The organism is Burkholderia seminalis, assembly GCF_001718535.1.
GTDB lineage: Bacteria > Pseudomonadota > Gammaproteobacteria > Burkholderiales > Burkholderiaceae > Burkholderia > Burkholderia seminalis.
Map to the genome: position 1 here is coordinate 3,421,617 of NZ_CP013398.1, position 16,466 is coordinate 3,438,082.

Here is a 16,466-nt window from a genome sequence, read left to right on the forward strand (position 1 = left end):
GACCGCACCATGAGCACCATGACCCCTGCCGAGATCGTCTCGGAACTCGACAAGCACATCATCGGCCAGGCGAAGGCGAAGAAGGCCGTCGCGGTTGCGCTGCGCAACCGCTGGCGCCGCCAGCAGGTGGCCGATCCGCTGCGCCAGGAAATCACGCCGAAGAACATCCTGATGATCGGGCCGACGGGCGTCGGCAAGACCGAAATCGCGCGCCGCCTCGCGAAGCTCGCCGATGCGCCGTTCATCAAGATCGAAGCGACCAAGTTCACCGAAGTCGGCTACGTCGGCCGCGACGTCGACAGCATCGTGCGCGACCTGATCGAGATCTCCGTCAAGCAGACGCGTGAGACCGAGATGCGCAAGGTGCGCAGCAAGGCGACCGACCAGGCGGAAGACCGCATCCTCGACATCCTGCTGCCGCAGCCGCGCGCGGTGGGCTTCGGCGGCAATGCCGAACACGCGAACGACGACAACAACGCGACGCGCCAGACCTTCCGCAAGCGCCTGCGCGAAGGCCAGCTCGACGACAAGGAAGTCGAGCTCGACCTCGAGCAGCCGTCGGCCGGCATGGACATCATGGCGCCGCCGGGCATGGAAGAGATGACCGAGCAGATCCGCTCGATGTTCTCCAACCTCGGCAGCGGCAAGAAGCAGCGCCGCAAGGTGAAGATCAAGGAAGCGCTGAAGCTGCTGACCGACGAGGAAGCGGCGAAGATGCTGAACGAAGAGGAAGTGAAGACGAAAGCCGTGCAGAACGTCGAGCAGAACGGCATCGTGTTCCTCGACGAGATCGACAAGATCACGTCGCGCAACAACGAAGGCAGCGGCGGCGAAGTGTCGCGCCAGGGCGTGCAGCGCGACCTGCTGCCGCTCGTCGAAGGCACGACGGTCAACACGAAGTACGGGATGGTGAAGACCGATCACATCCTGTTCATCGCGAGCGGCGCGTTCCACCTCGCGAAGCCGAGCGACCTGATTCCCGAACTGCAGGGCCGCTTCCCGATCCGCGTCGAGCTCGACTCGCTGTCGGTGAACGACTTCGAAGCGATCCTCGTCGCCACCGACGCGAGCCTCGTCAAGCAGTATCAGGCGCTGCTCGCGACCGAGGACGTGCAGCTCGAATTCGCCGAAGACGGCATTCGCCGCCTCGCGGAGATCGCGTTCGCGGTCAACGAGAAGACCGAGAACATCGGCGCGCGCCGGCTGTACACGGTGATCGAGAAGCTGCTCGAGGAAGTGTCGTTCTCGGCCGGCAACCACGCCGGCGAGCGCGTGACGATCGACGCGAAGTATGTCGATCGCGCACTCGGCGAAGTGTCGCAGGACGAGGACCTGTCGCGCTACGTGCTGTAACGCGCGCGGCACCGGATACGAAACGGGCGGCCCGGCGGGCCGCCCGTTTTCGTTGGTGCGCCCGCTTACTGGCGCACCGGCTTTTTCGCGAGCTTGCGCTGCAGCGTTCGGCGGTGCATGTTCAGCGCGCGTGCGGTCGCCGAGATGTTGTTGTTGTTCTCGGCCAGCACGCGCTGGATGTGCTCCCATTCGAGCCGGTCGACCGACAGCACGACCGGGTTCTCGAGCGCCTCGTCGGCCTGCACCTCGGTCGCGTTGGTCTGCAGCGCGGCCAGGATCGACTCGACGTTCGCCGGCTTCGCGAGGTAGTTGTCGGCGCCTTCCTTCACGGCCTGCACGGCCGTCGCGATGCTCGCGTAGCCGGTCAGCACCAGGATCCGCGCGTCGGGCTGCAGGTCGCACAGCGGCGCGATCAGGCTCAGGCCCGAATCCTCGCCCAGGTGCAGGTCGACGGTAATGAACTGGAACTTGCCGCCGGCGGCGAGCCGCAGCGCCGCCTCCTTGTCGTGCGCCTGCTGGACCGCGTAACCGCGCCGCTCGAGGCCGCGCGCGAGCGTGCCCGCGAACACCTCGTTGTCGTCGATCACCAGGAAATTGTTCTCGCTCATGTGGTTTCTCCGTCTACGTGTTGGTTGAGGCGGCCGGCGCCGCGACGCGCACGACCGGCAGGCGCAGCACGGCCCGCGTGCCGCGCGCGGCGGTCGCGCGGCTGTCCGGCGTGCCGGCCGGCCGTTCGGCTGCCCGCTCGCCCGTGCGCTGGCCCGCGCGTGGTCCCGATGCGGCGGCGGCGTGACCATTGCCCGCACCGCCGGCCCGCCCGTTGCCGCCCGCCGCGCGCGGCGTGACATCGGACAGCTCGATCTCGCCGCCGAGCCGCGCGGCCGCGCTGAACGCGAGATACAGGCCGACCCCATGCCCGCCCTGCGTGCTGTCGACCGGCATCGCGCCGAGCGATTCGCGCAGCGACGCCGGAATGCCGGGCCCGTCGTCGCATACCTCGAATTCGATCTCGTCGGCCGTGCCGCCATGCGCGACCTTCGCGGCCAGCGTCACGCGCTGCGGGCTCGCGCGCGCGGCGTTGTCGAGCAGGATCGTCAGGATCTGGCCGGCCGCGACCGTGTCGTCGAGCGCGACGCCCGCCGGACGCGCGCCGAGCAGCTCGAATTGCACATGCGGATGCCGCAGGCGCCAGTGCTCGACGAACGTGTCGAGCCAGTCGTCCACCGGCTGGCGGCTCGCCGGCGCGCTCGCGCGGCTGCGCAGGCGCGCGAGCGCCGACGTGCAGAGCGTCATCTGCTCCTCGAGCACCTTCAGGTCGGCCTCGTAGCGCGCGAGCCCCGGATCGGCACGCGCCGCGTCGCGCAGTTCCTCGGCGAGCATCGCGATCGTCGACAGCGGCGTGCCCATCTCGTGCGCGACGGTGGCCGCCTGCACGCCAAGCGCAACGGCCCGCTCGTCGCGCAGCAGATGCTGCTGCGCTTCGCCGAGCGCCGCATCGCGCTGGCGCAGCGCATTCGACATGCGCGCGACGAACCACGCGATCAGCCCGACGCTCACCATGAAGTTCGCCCACATGCCGGTACGGTAGTAGTCGAACAGGTTAGCCGGATTGTCCATGTTGAGCGGCACCGAATCGAAACCGAGCGCCGCGTAGCACGCGACCGCGAACGCCGCGAGCCAGATCATCAGGTGCCAGGGCAGCACGGCCGCCGCGATCGCGAGCGACGGCAGGTACAGCGACACGAACGGGTTGGTCGTGCCACCCGACAGGAACAGCAGCGCGGACAGCGCGCCGAGGTCGACCCACAGCTGGCCGAGCAGCTCGAAATTGGTCTCGGGCCGCGCGCGCAGCACGCGCACCCAGGTCAGCGCATTGAAAACGATCTCGAGCGCGATGACCATCAGCATCGCCGGCAACGGCAGATGCACGCCGAAATAGGTCTGCACGACGCCGATCGTCACGAGCTGGCCGATGATCGCGAGATTGCGAAGCCAGAACAGGTGACTGAGGTTGACGCGCCCGGTAGTGGTGATTCGTTGCATCCGAGCAGTTTACCCGTTTAGCGGGCGGCGCCTCTAGCGGGGCCGGATCGGCGCGCACGGACGGCGCGAACCGCGGCACGGCCGACGCCGTCAGCCGGTCGTGCCGGCCAGCCGCTGCGCGATCTCGTCGGCAAGGCATTCGGGGCAGCGGCAGCGTGCGCCGGCCGCCGGCGGGGCGCCGCCGGGCAGCACCGGCATCGACGCGCACCAGCAGTCGAACGGCTGCGTACGCGCGCCGCAGTCGAAGCCGCGCCCGCAGTGCGGGCAACGCGCGCGGCGCGGAACGGAACGGGCGTCGGCGGCGGAGTCGGTCATGGCGCAATCGCGGAAACGGGCGAAAAGCCGCCCCACGCGACAAGCATAGCGCGGCGCACGGATTTTGCACGCCGGCCGCCCGGCCGACGTCCGCCGCCAACCGGCGCGCATCGCCCTGCCGCGACCGCGCGCGCCCGGCCGCCGGAATCGCGCCGCGCCATAGCCGGCGGGCCGCCGCACGCCGTGCCGCCTCGCGCCGCCGGCATTCCGGGCCGCCCAAAAACCCGATGCTGCGCTGCGCCACTCCTGTACAATTCGCCGTGTTTCAACCGTTCCCAGCCAGAGCCGCCGCCATGTCCGAGCCCATCGACCTCTCGCAGATCGCCCCGACGCTGAAAGCAGAAATCCTCGCCGAGGCGCTGCCGTACATCCGCCGTTACCACGGCAAGACCGTGGTCATCAAATACGGCGGCAACGCGATGACGGAAGAGCGGCTCAAGCAGGGCTTCGCGCGCGACGTGATCCTGCTGAAACTGGTCGGCATCAACCCGGTGATCGTCCACGGCGGCGGTCCGCAGATCGATCACGCGCTGAAGAAGATCGGCAAGGCCGGCACCTTCATCCAGGGCATGCGCGTCACCGACGAAGAGACGATGGAAGTCGTCGAGTGGGTGCTGGGCGGCGAAGTGCAGCAGGACATCGTGATGCTGATCAACCACTTCGGCGGTCACGCGGTGGGCCTGACGGGCAAGGACGGCGGCCTGATCCACGCGCGCAAGCTGCTGATGCCGGACCGCGACAACCCGGGCGAGTACATCGACATCGGCCAGGTCGGCGAAGTCGAGGCGATCAACCCGGCGGTCGTGAAGGCGCTGCAGGACGACGCGTTCATTCCGGTGATCTCGCCGATCGGCTTCGGCGAAGACGGCCTCTCGTACAACATCAACGCCGACCTCGTCGCCGGCAAGCTCGCGACCGTGCTGAACGCCGAGAAGCTGCTGATGATGACCAACATCCCCGGCGTGATGGACAAGGACGGCAACCTGCTGACCGATCTGTCCGCCCGCGAGATCGACGCGCTGTTCGAGGACGGCACGATCTCCGGCGGCATGCTGCCGAAGATCTCGTCGGCGCTCGACGCGGCGAAGAGCGGCGTGAAGTCGGTACACATCGTCGACGGCCGGATCGAGCATTCGGTGCTGCTGGAAATCCTGACCGAGCAGCCGTTCGGCACGATGATCCGCTCGCATTGAGCGCACGCCGCCAGTCGCCCGGCCCCGACCTGCCGGCCCCGCTGCGGCGCCGGCGCATCTCGCGCAGCCGGCCGCGCGCCGGCGCGCCCGTCTGGCTGTTCGACCTCGACAACACGCTGCACCACGCGTCGCACGCGATCTTTCCCGAGATCAACCGTGCGATGACGCAGTACATCGTCGACACGCTGCAGGTCGAGCGCGCCGAAGCCGACCGCCTACGCACCGGCTACACCGAGCGCTACGGCGCCGCGCTGCTCGGCCTCACGCGCCATCACCCGATCGACCCGCACGACTTCCTGCGCGTGGTCCACACGTTTTCCGACCTGCCCGCGATGGTCCGCGCCGAGCGCGGCCTCGCGCGCATCGTCGCCGCGCTGCCGGGCCGCAAGCTGATCCTGACCAACGCGCCGGAAAACTATGCGCGCGCGGTGCTGCGCGAGCTGCGCATCGAGCGGCTGTTCGAGCGCGTGATCGCGATCGAGCACATGCGCGACCGCCGCACGTGGCGCGCGAAGCCCGATCACACGATGCTGCGCCGGACGCTGCGCGCCGCGCATGCCCGCCTGTCCGACGCGATCCTCGTCGAGGATACGCGCGGCCACCTGAAGCGCTACAAGCGTCTCGGCATCGGCACGGTATGGATCACCGGCCACCTGCCGGGCCATCTGCCCGTTACCGGGCGTCCCCACTATGTCGACCAGCGCATTCGTTCGCTAAAATCGCTCCGACTGGGCACACGATCGGGGCGACAAAAATGCAGCCGACTTACCCGCAGGACCAAGCCGTAACCGAAAGCCAGGCTACCCCCTCGCGCCCGCGCCCCAAGCCGGGCGAGCGCCGCGTCATGATCCTGCAGATGCTCGCGACGATGCTCGAGGCGCCGAAACCCGAGAAGATCACGACCGCCGCGCTCGCGGCCCGGCTCGACGTGTCGGAAGCCGCGCTGTACCGGCACTTCGCCAGCAAGGCGAAGATGTACGAAGGGCTGATCGAATTCATCGAGCAGGCGCTGTTCGGGCTCGTCAACCAGATCGTCGCGAAGGAACCGAACGGCGTGCTGCAGGCCCGAACGATCGCGCTGACGATGCTCAATTTCGCCGCGAAGAACCCCGGGATGACGCGCGTGCTGACCGGCGAGGCGCTGGTCGGCGAGGACGAGCGGCTGACCGAGCGCGTGAACCAGCTGCTCGACCGCATCGAGGCGACCGTCAAGCAATGCCTGCGCGTCGCGCGCACCGAGGCGCAGGCGCCCGACGGCGCGACGCCCTTCGTGCTGCCGGCCGACTACGATCCCGCCGCCCGCGCGAGCCTGCTCGTCAGCTACGTGATCGGCCGCTGGCACCGCTTCGCGAAAGGCGGATTCCACAAGCCGCCGGGCGAGCAGGCCGATGCGCATCTGCGGCTGATCCTGCAGTGACCGACGCCCGGCGGCACGCCGCGCCATGCGTGCCGGAATCCGCGCCGCGCAATTTCCGCTATACTTTGCCGACTGTCGCTCCTCGGGCGGCAGGTCGGAGCGCGCCGATTTGCTGACTCGATTGCGGGCGCGCGAACCGGCCGGGCGTTGACGATGTCTCCGTCCCGGCGGTTCACTACAAATGCGGCTAAAGAGGTCGTCAGCCGCGCATCTCCGACTCCGCGCCTCGCCGACACCATTTAGCCGCCCAGTCATAAGGCGGAACGAATGGAATCGATCGGCATCGTCGCTCCACAGACCATGCACTTCGCCGAACCGCTGCGCTTGCAAAGCGGCAGCGTGATCGGCAACTATCAGCTCGTCGTCGAGACGTACGGCGAGCTCAACGCCGCGCGCTCGAACGCGGTGCTCGTCTGCCACGCGCTCAACGCGTCGCACCACGTCGCCGGCGTCTACGCGGACGATCCGCGCAGCACCGGCTGGTGGGACAACATGGTCGGCCCCGGCAAGCCGCTCGACACCAACCGCTTCTTCGTGATCGGCGTGAACAACCTCGGCTCGTGTTTCGGCTCGACCGGCCCGATGAGCATCGATCCGTCGACCGGCAAGCCGTACGGTGCAAAGTTCCCGGTGGTGACCGTCGAGGACTGGGTGCATGCGCAGGCGCGCGTCGCCGACGCGTTCGGCATCGAGCGCTTCGCCGCGGTGATGGGCGGCAGCCTCGGCGGCATGCAAGCGCTCGCGTGGAGCCTGATGTATCCGGAGCGCGTCGCGCACTGCATCGACGTCGCGTCGACGCCGAAGCTGTCCGCGCAGAACATCGCGTTCAACGAGGTCGCGCGCTCGGCGATCCTGTCCGATCCCGACTTCCACGGCGGCGACTACTACGCGCACGGCGTGAAACCGAAGCGCGGCCTGCGCGTCGCGCGGATGATCGGCCACATCACGTACCTGTCCGACGACGACATGGCCGAGAAATTCGGCCGCGCGCTGCGCCGCGCCGACGGCGCGCTCGACGCGTACAACTTCAGCTTCGACGTCGAATTCGAGGTCGAGTCGTACCTGCGCTACCAGGGCGACAAGTTCGCCGACTACTTCGACGCGAACACGTACCTGCTGATCACGCGCGCGCTCGACTACTTCGACCCGGCGAAGGCGTTCGACGGCAACCTGACGGCCGCGCTCGCGCACACGCAGGCGAAGTACCTGATCGCGAGCTTCTCGACCGACTGGCGCTTCGCGCCCGCGCGCTCGCGCGAGATCGTGAAGGCGCTGCTCGACAACAAGCGCACGGTCAGCTACGCGGAAATCGATGCGCCGCACGGTCACGACGCGTTCCTGCTCGACGACGCGCGCTATCACAACCTGATCCGCGCGTATTACGAACGAATCGCCAACGAGGTGGGTGCATGAACCAGCAAGCGCTGAATTCCCTGTCCGCGCGCGCGGATTTCCGCACGATCGCGCGCTGGGTCGAGCCGCGCTCGACCGTCCTCGACCTCGGCTGCGGCGACGGCTCGCTGCTGGCGCTGCTGATGGAGGAACTGGACGTCACCGGCTACGGCATCGAGCTGAACGACGCGGGCGTGCTCGCGAGCGCGAAGAACGGCATCAACGTGATCCAGCAGAATCTCGAGGACAGCCTGCGGCTGTTCGAGGACCACAGCTTCGACATCGCGATCCTGTCGCAAACGCTGCAGACGATCCACCAGACGGCCGCGATCCTGCGCGAAACGGCGCGCGTCGGCCGCGAGTGCATCGTGTCGTTCCCGAACTTCGGCTACTGGCCGCACCGGCTGTCGGTGCTGCACGGCCGCATGCCCGTGTCGAAATCGCTGCCGTACCAGTGGCACAACACGCCGAACGTGCGGGTGCTGACGATCAAGGATTTCGAGGCGCTCGCGCCCGAAGTCGGCGTCACGATCCTCGACCGCGTCGTGCTGCACGAGGGCCAGCCGATTCGATGGGGAGCGAACTGGCGTGGTAGTCTTGCTGTCTACCGCGTCAAGCGCAGCTGAGCCGGGGGGCCGTTGACGGACGCCGGGCCCGGCCCGCGCCGCCCCCGCCGCGCGCTGCCGCCGCAATCAGTCAACGCTACCCAGTTCCAGTCCATGTCGAAAACGCCACACGAGGCGCCCGCACTCACCGCTCACGAGGATCACCCCGGCTGGCGAGCCTATCTGAACACGCACATGCTGATCTGCGTGTTCCTCGGCTTCACGTCAGGCCTGCCCCTCTTCACGCTCGTCTACCTGGTGCAGGCATGGCTGCGCTCCGAGGGCGTGAACCTGAAGGAAATCGGCCTGTTCGCGCTGATCCAGTTCCCGTATACGTGGAAGTTCCTGTGGGCGCCGCTGATGGACCGCTACATCCCGCGCCTGCCCGGCTGGCGGCCGGGCCGCCGGCGCGGCTGGATGCTGCTCACGCAGGTGCTGGTCGCCGGCGCGATCGCCGCGCTCGGCTTCGTGTCGCCGCGCGACTCGATCTGGACGGTCGCCGCGCTCACGACGCTCGTCGCGTTCTTCGGCGCGAGCTCCGACATCGTGATCGACGCGTACCGCCGCGAGCTGCTGCGCGACACCGAGCAGGGCCTCGGCAACGCGGTGCACGTGAACGCGTACAAGCTCGCCGCGCTGATCCCCGGCTCGCTGGCGCTGATCCTGTCCGACCACATGCCGTGGGACGCGGTGTTCGCGCTCACCGGCGCGTTCATGCTGCCGGGCATCCTGATGACGCTGCTCGTGCGCGAGCCCGAAGTGGTCGGCACGCCGCCGCGCAACCTGCGCGACGCGATCGTGCTGCCGTTCCGCGAATTCATCCAGCGCGACGGCTGGGCCGGCGCGCTGCTCGTCATCGCGTTCATCTTCCTGTTCAAGATCGGCGACACGATGGCCACCACGCTGTCGACGTCGTTCTTCCTCGACATCGGCTTCTCGCGCACCGAGATCGGCATCGTCGCGAAGACCACCGCGCTCGTCGCGAGCGTCGCCGGCGGCATCATCGGCGGCATCTGGCTCGTGAAGATCGGCATCGGTCGCGGGCTGTGGATCTTCGGCGCGCTGCAGATGGTGTCGACGCTCGGCTTCGCGTGGCTCGCGCAGCTCGGCCCCGGCTCGCCGGTACTCGCGATGCTGTACGACTTCACCGTCTCGACGAGCCATGCGATCGCATCGGCGCTGTCGGTGTTCGGCATCGCCGTCGCGCCGCAATTCAGCCCGATGACGGTCGCGCTCGCGATCGTCTACGGGTTCGAAACCTTCACGACGGGCCTGACGATGGCCGCGTTCGTCGCCTATATCGCGAGCACGACCGACCCGCGCTACACGGCCACGCAGTTCGCGCTGTTCACGAGCCTCGCGTCGGTGCCGCGCACGCTCGCGTCGGCCGCGAGCGGCTTCATCGTCGCGAAGATCGGCTGGTTCGACTACTTCATCGTGTGTACCGCGCTCGCGATTCCCGGCATGCTGCTGCTGTTCAAGATCGCGCCGTGGAACGGTACCGCCCGCAACGGCGAGGCCAGCCGTGCGCAGTGACCGCCTGCACCGCGTCGCGCGCGCGGCGGCCTCGCTGAGCATCGGCGCCGCGGCACTTGCGGCGTCGTTCGCGCACGCATCCGACGCCGCCGCGACCGCGGCGGGCTCCGGGCCTGCCGCACCGCCCGCGCCGGCGACTTCCGCCGCGCCCGCGGCACCGTCCGCCGCCGAAGCCGCGCAGCCGACGGGCGCCGCCGCGCCGGCGAAGGCGTATGCGCAAACGCCTCAGCAGCAGGTCCGCTACGGCAACGCGATCGCGTTCCGCACGCTGATCCCGTCGCCGCTGCTCGAACAGCTCACCGCGAACGAATATGCGCAGATCGTGCAGACGGCCGCCGACAGCAACCGGCTGCTGCCCGCGAACCAGCCGCGCGTGAAACGCCTGCGCGCGATCGTCGCGAAGCTCGCGCCGTATTCGGTGAAGTGGAACGACCGCGTGAAGAGCTGGGCCTGGGACGTCAACGCGATCCGCTCGCGCGACATCCGCCTGACCTGCCTGCCGGGCGGCAAGGTGCTCGTGTACGGCGGCATGCTCGACCGCATCCGCCTGAACGACGACGAGCTCGGCGTGCTGCTCGCGCACGGCATCGCGCACGCGCTGCGCGAACACGCGCGCAGCAACTTCAGCGCGACGTCGCAGACGTCGCTGCGGGCGGCCGCGCTGCCGCCGCTGTTCGGCGTCGGCGATCCGCTGCCGCAGGCGCTGAATCTCGGCGAGCGCCTGCAGTCGCTTCACTACGAGCCGACCGACGAGACCGAAGCCGACGTGATCGGCGGCGACATCGCCGCACGCGCGGGCTTCGATCCGCGCGCCGCGATCACGCTGTGGGACAAGCTCGCGGTCGCGACGCGCGCGAACAAGGCGACGGGCTTCATCTACACGCACCCGTACAGCACCGCGCGACGCCAGGACCTGCTGAACCGGCTGCCCGACCTGATTCCGCTGTATGCGAAGGCGATCGGCAAGCGGGTCGACGCGCTGCCCGACTATGCGGGCATCAGCGCGCAACGGCGCAAGGTCGTCCGGCGCGCCGCCGGGTAACGCCGAACGCTACGCGCCCACCCCGGTCGCGACCGGGCGGACCCCGCTTTCACGCATCCAGCGCACCTCGTCACCGGGGCTGCGGCCGAACAGCCGCTTGAACTCGCGGCTGAACTGCGACGCGCTCGCATAACCGACGCGCGCGGCCGCCGTGCCGGCGCCCATCCCGTCCTGCACCATCATCAGCCGCGCCTGGTGCAGCCGCGCGGCCTTCACGTACTGCATCGGCGACGTCGCCGTCACGTGCTTGAACTGCGCGTGGAACACCGCGAGGCTCATTCCGGCCTCGCGCGCGAGCGTCTCGACGTCGAGGTCGGCGTTCAGTTCCGCATGGATGCGCCGCAGCGCCTTCGCGATACGGCCGAAGTGATGCTGCTGCACGAGCGCCGCGCGCATCGCGTCGCCCTGCTCGCCCGTCAGCACGCGATAGGCGATCTCGCGCATGATCGCGGGCCCCAGCACGCGCGTGTCGTGCGGCGATGCGAGCGCTTCGAGCAGCCGCACGACCGCGTCGGCCAGCGGCGCGTCGAGCGGCGTCGAATAGACGCCGAGCGGTTCGCTGACGGCCGCGCCGAGCGTCTCGTCGAGCAGGATCGCGAGCTCGGCGATCACCGCGAGGTCGACGCGGATCGAGATCGCGAGAAACGGCTCGTCCATGCTCGCGAAGGTCTCGCATTCGAACGGCAGCGGCACCGACAGCACCAGGTACTGCTGCGCGTCGTAGACGAACGAGCGGTCGCCGAGATAGCCGAGCTTGCGCCCCTGGCACACGACGATGATGCTCGGTTCGTACAGCACGGGCAGGCGCGGCACGGGACGGCTCACGCGGATCAGGCGCACGCCGTCGAGCGCCGCGAGCGTATCGCCCTCGTTCGGCGCGAGATGCGTGTGCAGCTCGATCATGCGGCGCTGCACGCGGTCGCCCGCGTCGGCCAAAAGGGGTTGGAAGCTCATCGGCGTGGTCCTGCGCGGCAAGAGAATCTGGCTTGCAATGTAGCAGCCTGCACGCGTTTTGACGGCTGTTCGCGTGCAGTTCAAGAGGAATAGGCAAATCTTCGAGACCTTCGTGTATTTCGCCGGCGCGCCGCGATCCTTACGATGACGTCCTGCCTCGCCGCATCGCCACATGATGCGACGGCAGTCTGTTTCGCCGGATCCGTTCCGGACAAGGAGCCCATCGCATGAGCACTACCTATGCCTACGCGGCGACCGATTCGCAGTCGCCGCTCGCCCCGTTCGAATTCCAGCGTCGCGCGCTGCGCGACCTCGACGTCCAGATCGACGTCCTCTACTGCGGCGTCTGCCACTCGGACCTGCACCAGGCGCGCAACGAATGGCGCAACACGATCTACCCGGTCGTGCCGGGTCATGAGATCGTCGGCCGCGTGACGGCGACCGGCCCGCAGGTCTCGCGCTTCAAGGTCGGCGAGCTGGTCGGCGTCGGCTGCCTCGTCGATTCGTGCCGCACCTGCCCGAGCTGCGCCGAAGGGCTCGAGCAGTATTGCGAGAACGGCTTCGTCGGCACCTACAACGGCCAGGATCGCGTGACGGGCGACGTCACGTACGGCGGCTATTCGACGCAACTCGTCGTCGACGAGGCGTTCGTGCTGCGCGTGCCGGACACGCTCGACCCGGCCGGCGCCGCGCCGCTCCTGTGCGCGGGGATCACGACCTACTCGCCGCTGCGGCAGTGGAACGTCGGCCCCGGCAAGAAGGTCGGCATCGTCGGGCTCGGCGGCCTCGGCCACATGGGCGTGAAGCTGGCGCGCGCGATGGGCGCGCACGTCGTGCTGTTCACGACGTCGCCGTCGAAGATCGAGGACGGCAAGCGCGTCGGCGCGCACGAAGTCGTGATCTCGAAGGACGAAGCGCAGATGAACGCGCACCTGAACAGCTTCGACTTCATCCTGAACACGGTCGCCGCGCAGCACGACCTGAACCCGTTCCTGCACCTGCTGAAGCGCGACGGCACGATGACGCTCGTCGGCGCGCCGGAACACGATCACCCGTCGCCGCAGGTGTTCAACCTGATCTTCAAGCGCCGCCGCCTCGCGGGCTCGCTGATCGGCGGGATCGCGGAAACGCAGGAAATGCTCGACTTCTGCGCGCAGCACGGGATCACGTCGGATATCGAGACGATTCCGATGCAGCAGATCAATGCCGCTTACGAGCGGATGCTGAAGAGCGACGTGAAGTACCGCTTCGTGATCGACATGGCGTCGATCAAGCAGTAAGCCCCGCCTCAAACGAAACGGGCCGCATGTTCGACATGCGGCCCGTTTCGCATTCGGCGACTGCGCACGCGGCGCAGCGCCGGCAATCACTTCGCGTAGTCGTAGTCGATCGTCAGCGGCGCGTGATCGCTGAACTTGATGTCCTTGAAGATCGACGTGCGTTTCGCGGTACCGGCCACGCCCGGCGTCGCGATCTGGTAGTCGATCCGCCACCCGACGTTCTTCGCGTACGCCTGGCCGCGATTGCTCCACCACGTGTACTGCTCGGGACGCGGGTCGAGCGTGCGGAACACGTCGACATAACCGACGTCGTCGAACAGCTTCGTGAGCCATTCACGCTCTTCCGGCAGGCAGCCCGAGTTCTTCTGGTTGCTCTTCCAGTTCTTGATGTCGATTTCCTTGTGGACGATGTTCACGTCGCCGCACAGGATCACCTCGCGCTTCTTCTTGAGCTGCGCGAGGTGCGGCATGAATTCGTCCATGAAGCGGTACTTCGCCTGCTGGCGCTCCTCGCCGCTCGAACCGGACGGCACGTACACCGACACGACCGACAGCTTGCCGTAGCGCGCCTCGACGTAGCGCCCTTCGGCATCGAATTCGCTGCTGCCGAAGCCGATGATCACGTCGTCGGGTTCGCGGCGGCTGTACACGCCCGCGCCGCTGTAGCCCTTCTTCTCGGCGTGGTGGAAATAGCTTTTGAAGCCGTGCGGCTCGACGAATTCGGCCGGCAGGTCGTCGGCCGATACCTTGATTTCCTGCACGCACACGCAATCGGCGTTCTGTTCGCCGAGCCAGTCGAAGAAGCCCTTCTTCGCGGCGGAGCGGATGCCGTTCAGGTTGGCGGTAATCACTCGCATCATGTCGGGTTCCGTTCAGTTCGATGTTTTTACAGGGTGGCAGCTTAACGGATCTTCACGCCTTCGAGCTCGGGCTTCGGCGGCGGGAATTCCAGCTTCATGTTGGTCATCGTGCGCAGCAGCAGCTCGGCGATCATCACGTTGCGGTGCGTCTTCGAGTTCGCGGGGATCACGTACCACGGCGCATGCTCGACCGACGTCGCGGCGAGGGCGTCGCGGTATGCGGACTGGTAGGCGTCCCAGTGCTTGCGCGCATCGAGATCGGCGATGTCGAACTTCCAGTGCTTGGTCGGATCGTCGATGCGCGCCTGCAGCCGCGCGCGCTGCTCGTCCTTCGAGATGTGCAGGAAGCACTTGACGATCGTCGTGCCGTTTTCGTGCAGCATCGTCTCGAAATCGCGGATCTGCCGGTAGCGGCGCTCGCACTCCTTCGCGTCGATCGCGTCGAGCACGCGCGGCACCAGCACGTCTTCGTAGTGGCTGCGGTTGAAGATCGCGAGCTCGCCCGCGGCCGGCACCTGCGCGTGCACGCGCCACAGGAAATCGTGCGCGGCCTCGATCGGCGTGGGCGCCTTGAACGACACGACGCGCAGGCCGAGCGGGTCGACCTCGCGGAACACCGCGCGCACGGTGCCGTCCTTGCCGCTGGTGTCCATCCCCTGCAGCACGAGCAGCACGCGCTTCTTCTGCTGCGTGTGCAGGCGCTCCTGCTGGACGTCGAGCTCGGTCGACACGGCCGACAGGCGTTCGCGGTCGGCGTCCTTCGAGCCGGACGAAAACGGCTTCGCGGCCGGGTCGAACGCATCGAGCTTGAATGCGGCGGCTTCCTTCTCGCGCGTGAATTCAGGCACGCGGAAATCGTCGAGAGACGGTTGTTTCGCCATTCGTTCCTCCGTTGGACGGTGTGGCGCATACGATAACGCATCCGCCAAACGCAACGGGCCGCCCCGAACTGGTTCGAGGCGGCCCGTCGTCAAGCGCGGTTCAGGCGCGCGGTCATGCTCAGCCGAGCTTCTTCTTCAGCAGTTCGTTGACCTGCTGCGGATTGGCCTTGCCCTTGGTCGCCTTCATCGCCTGGCCGATCAGCGCGTTGAACGCCTTTTCCTTGCCCGCGCGGAATTCCTCGACCGACTTCGCGTTCGCCGCGAGCACGTCGTCGATGATCGCTTCCAGCGCGCCGGTGTCGGAGATCTGCTTGAGCCCCTTCGCGTCGATGATGCGGTCGGCCGCGCCTTCGTCGGTCGCCTTCTCGTCCCAGATCGTCGCGAAGATTTCCTTCGCGATCTTGTTCGAGATCGTGCCGTCGGCGATGCGCTGCAGCAACAGCGCGAGCTGCGCGGCCGACACGGGGATCGCGTCGATCTCGATGCCGTCGCGGTTCAGCTGCGACGACACGTCGCCCATCAGCCAGTTCGCGACGGTCTTTGCGTTCGCCGCGCCGGCCTTCGCGACCACCGACTCGAAATACGCGGCCATCGCCTTGCTCGACGTCAGCACGCCCGCGTCGTACGCGGACACGCCGTACTCGTCGGCGAAGCGCTGCTGCATCGCGGCCGGCAGCTCGGGCATCCCGGACTGCACGCGCTCGATCCAGTCCTGGCCGATCACGAGCGGCATCAGGTCGGGGTCGGGGAAGTAGCGGTAGTCGTGCGCGTCTTCCTTGCTGCGCATCGAACGCGTCTCGCGCTTGTCCGGATCGTAGAGGCGCGTTTCCTGCACGACCTCGCCGCCGTCCTCGATCAGCTCGATCTGGCGACGCACTTCATAGTTGATCGCTTCCTCGAGGAACCGGAACGAGTTCAGGTTCTTGATTTCCGCGCGCGTGCCGAACTTCTCCTGGCCGACCGGGCGTACCGACACGTTCGCATCGCAGCGGAACGAGCCTTCCTGCATGTTGCCGTCGCAGATGCCGAGCCACACGACGAGCCCGTGCAGCGCCTTCGCGTACGCGACGGCCTCGGCCGCGCTGCGCATTTCCGGCTCGGTGACGATCTCGAGCAGCGGCGTGCCCGCGCGGTTCAGGTCGATCCCCGTCATCCCGGCGAAGTCCTCATGCAGCGACTTGCCCGCATCTTCCTCGAGATGCGCACGGGTCAGGTTGACCGTCTTCTCGTAGGCCGGCTTGCCGGCCTTCTCGTTGGCGGGCACCTGGATCGTGATCCGGCCGCCCTGCACGACCGGAATCTCGTACTGGCTGATCTGATAACCCTTCGGCAGATCGGGGTAGAAATAATTCTTGCGCGCGAAGATGCTGCGCGGCGCGATGGTCGAGCCGATCGCGAGGCCGAAGCGGATCGCCCGCTCGACCGCACCGCGGTTCAGCACCGGCAGCACGCCCGGCAGCGCCAGGTCGACCGGGCAGGCCTGCGTGTTCGGCTCGGCGCCGAACTGCGTCGACGCGCCCGAGAAAATCTTCGAGACGGTCGACAGTTGCGCGTGCGTCTCGAGACCGATGACGACTTCCCATTGAGTAGCCATT

16 protein-coding genes are annotated in these 16,466 nt (G+C 67.8%); 9 read left to right on the plus strand and 7 right to left on the minus strand.

Features of this window, described 5'->3' with window-relative positions; translation table 11 throughout:
- Positions 1-9: 9 nt before the first annotated feature.
- On the plus strand, positions 10-1,353 hold the full coding sequence (hslU, locus tag WJ12_RS15505) for an ATP-dependent protease ATPase subunit HslU (protein WP_034190252.1): 1,344 nt from the start codon (positions 10-12) through the stop codon (positions 1,351-1,353).
- Between the two features lie 65 nt (positions 1,354-1,418).
- Here the strand turns inward: hslU and WJ12_RS15510 are convergent, their stop codons facing one another.
- The 3 genes from WJ12_RS15510 to WJ12_RS15520 all read right to left on the minus strand — a co-directional run bounded on the left by WJ12_RS15510 (position 1,419) and on the right by WJ12_RS15520 (position 3,711).
- Positions 1,419-1,961, minus strand: a complete 543-nt coding sequence (locus WJ12_RS15510) for a response regulator transcription factor (protein WP_021156278.1) — start codon at positions 1,959-1,961, stop codon at positions 1,419-1,421.
- A gap of 13 nt (positions 1,962-1,974) precedes the next feature.
- Positions 1,975-3,396, minus strand: a complete 1,422-nt coding sequence (locus WJ12_RS15515; protein ID WP_034190251.1) for an ATP-binding protein — start codon at positions 3,394-3,396, stop codon at positions 1,975-1,977.
- 90 nt (positions 3,397-3,486) lie between these two features.
- On the minus strand, positions 3,487-3,711 hold the full coding sequence (locus tag WJ12_RS15520; protein ID WP_034190250.1) for a cysteine-rich CWC family protein: 225 nt from the start codon (positions 3,709-3,711) through the stop codon (positions 3,487-3,489).
- 293 nt (positions 3,712-4,004) lie between these two features.
- Here WJ12_RS15520 and argB point away from each other — a divergent pair, with 293 nt between their 5' ends.
- The 7 genes from argB to WJ12_RS15555 all read left to right on the plus strand — a co-directional run bounded on the left by argB (position 4,005) and on the right by WJ12_RS15555 (position 10,896).
- Complete coding sequence (gene argB, locus WJ12_RS15525; RefSeq protein WP_034190249.1) at positions 4,005-4,904, plus strand: acetylglutamate kinase; 900 nt, start codon at positions 4,005-4,007, stop codon at positions 4,902-4,904.
- The gene (locus WJ12_RS15530; RefSeq protein WP_034190248.1) at positions 4,901-5,692 is read left to right on the plus strand and encodes an HAD-IA family hydrolase; all 792 of its coding nucleotides are present in this window, start codon (positions 4,901-4,903) and stop codon (positions 5,690-5,692) included. The genes argB and WJ12_RS15530 overlap by 4 nt, the downstream gene beginning before the upstream one ends.
- Positions 5,659-6,321: a nucleoid occlusion factor SlmA gene (gene slmA, locus WJ12_RS15535; protein WP_034190247.1), complete on the plus strand. Its 663-nt coding sequence runs from the start codon at positions 5,659-5,661 to the stop codon at positions 6,319-6,321. Before WJ12_RS15530 ends, slmA begins: the two co-directional genes overlap by 34 nt.
- 267 nt (positions 6,322-6,588) lie before the next feature.
- Positions 6,589-7,734, plus strand: a complete 1,146-nt coding sequence (metX, locus tag WJ12_RS15540; protein ID WP_034190246.1) for a homoserine O-succinyltransferase MetX — start codon at positions 6,589-6,591, stop codon at positions 7,732-7,734.
- The gene (gene metW, locus WJ12_RS15545; RefSeq protein WP_059561495.1) at positions 7,731-8,339 is read left to right on the plus strand and encodes a methionine biosynthesis protein MetW; all 609 of its coding nucleotides are present in this window, start codon (positions 7,731-7,733) and stop codon (positions 8,337-8,339) included. Before metX ends, metW begins: the two co-directional genes overlap by 4 nt.
- Before the next feature lie 93 nt (positions 8,340-8,432).
- On the plus strand, positions 8,433-9,854 hold the full coding sequence (locus WJ12_RS15550; RefSeq protein WP_059561492.1) for an AmpG family muropeptide MFS transporter: 1,422 nt from the start codon (positions 8,433-8,435) through the stop codon (positions 9,852-9,854).
- On the plus strand, positions 9,844-10,896 hold the full coding sequence (locus WJ12_RS15555) for a M48 family metallopeptidase (protein ID WP_034190244.1): 1,053 nt from the start codon (positions 9,844-9,846) through the stop codon (positions 10,894-10,896). The genes WJ12_RS15550 and WJ12_RS15555 overlap by 11 nt, the downstream gene beginning before the upstream one ends.
- A 9-nt stretch (positions 10,897-10,905) precedes the next feature.
- Here WJ12_RS15555 and WJ12_RS15560 read toward each other — a convergent pair whose 3' ends face one another.
- The gene (locus tag WJ12_RS15560) at positions 10,906-11,850 is read right to left on the minus strand and encodes an AraC family transcriptional regulator (protein ID WP_059561489.1); all 945 of its coding nucleotides are present in this window, start codon (positions 11,848-11,850) and stop codon (positions 10,906-10,908) included.
- A 227-nt stretch (positions 11,851-12,077) separates the two neighbouring features.
- Between WJ12_RS15560 and WJ12_RS15565 the strand changes: the two genes are divergently transcribed.
- On the plus strand, positions 12,078-13,130 hold the full coding sequence (locus tag WJ12_RS15565) for an NAD(P)-dependent alcohol dehydrogenase (RefSeq protein ID WP_034190242.1): 1,053 nt from the start codon (positions 12,078-12,080) through the stop codon (positions 13,128-13,130).
- An 86-nt stretch (positions 13,131-13,216) separates the two neighbouring features.
- On the opposite strand, the gene WJ12_RS15570 is transcribed toward WJ12_RS15565, so the two are convergent.
- From WJ12_RS15570 to gatB, 3 genes are all read right to left on the minus strand, one after another.
- Entirely contained in the window at positions 13,217-13,990 is a 774-nt protein-coding gene (locus WJ12_RS15570; RefSeq protein ID WP_034190241.1) for an exodeoxyribonuclease III, read from the minus strand.
- A gap of 41 nt (positions 13,991-14,031) precedes the next feature.
- Positions 14,032-14,871, minus strand: coding sequence for a polyphosphate kinase 2 family protein (locus WJ12_RS15575; RefSeq protein WP_059561486.1), 840 nt, complete (start codon positions 14,869-14,871; stop codon positions 14,032-14,034).
- A gap of 118 nt (positions 14,872-14,989) precedes the next feature.
- The gene (gatB, locus tag WJ12_RS15580; protein ID WP_034190239.1) at positions 14,990-16,465 is read right to left on the minus strand and encodes an Asp-tRNA(Asn)/Glu-tRNA(Gln) amidotransferase subunit GatB; all 1,476 of its coding nucleotides are present in this window, start codon (positions 16,463-16,465) and stop codon (positions 14,990-14,992) included.
- Position 16,466 lies beyond the last annotated feature (1 nt).

Coding starts and splice junctions, on each gene's coding strand:
- WJ12_RS15515 (WP_034190251.1), bottom strand. CDS start 3,396: ATGCAACGAATCACCACTACCGGGCGCGTCAACCTCAGTCACCTGTTC.
- metX (WP_034190246.1), top strand. CDS start 6,589: ATGGAATCGATCGGCATCGTCGCTCCACAGACCATGCACTTCGCCGAA.
- WJ12_RS15575 (WP_059561486.1), bottom strand. CDS start 14,871: ATGGCGAAACAACCGTCTCTCGACGATTTCCGCGTGCCTGAATTCACG.
- WJ12_RS15560 (WP_059561489.1), bottom strand. CDS start 11,850: ATGAGCTTCCAACCCCTTTTGGCCGACGCGGGCGACCGCGTGCAGCGC.
- WJ12_RS15550 (WP_059561492.1), top strand. CDS start 8,433: ATGTCGAAAACGCCACACGAGGCGCCCGCACTCACCGCTCACGAGGAT.
- slmA (WP_034190247.1), top strand. CDS start 5,659: ATGCAGCCGACTTACCCGCAGGACCAAGCCGTAACCGAAAGCCAGGCT.
- WJ12_RS15520 (WP_034190250.1), bottom strand. CDS start 3,711: ATGACCGACTCCGCCGCCGACGCCCGTTCCGTTCCGCGCCGCGCGCGT.
- argB (WP_034190249.1), top strand. CDS start 4,005: ATGTCCGAGCCCATCGACCTCTCGCAGATCGCCCCGACGCTGAAAGCA.
- WJ12_RS15510 (WP_021156278.1), bottom strand. CDS start 1,961: ATGAGCGAGAACAATTTCCTGGTGATCGACGACAACGAGGTGTTCGCG.
- gatB (WP_034190239.1), bottom strand. CDS start 16,465: ATGGCTACTCAATGGGAAGTCGTCATCGGTCTCGAGACGCACGCGCAA.
- metW (WP_059561495.1), top strand. CDS start 7,731: ATGAACCAGCAAGCGCTGAATTCCCTGTCCGCGCGCGCGGATTTCCGC.
- WJ12_RS15570 (WP_034190241.1), bottom strand. CDS start 13,990: ATGATGCGAGTGATTACCGCCAACCTGAACGGCATCCGCTCCGCCGCG.
- WJ12_RS15565 (WP_034190242.1), top strand. CDS start 12,078: ATGAGCACTACCTATGCCTACGCGGCGACCGATTCGCAGTCGCCGCTC.
- hslU (WP_034190252.1), top strand. CDS start 10: ATGAGCACCATGACCCCTGCCGAGATCGTCTCGGAACTCGACAAGCAC.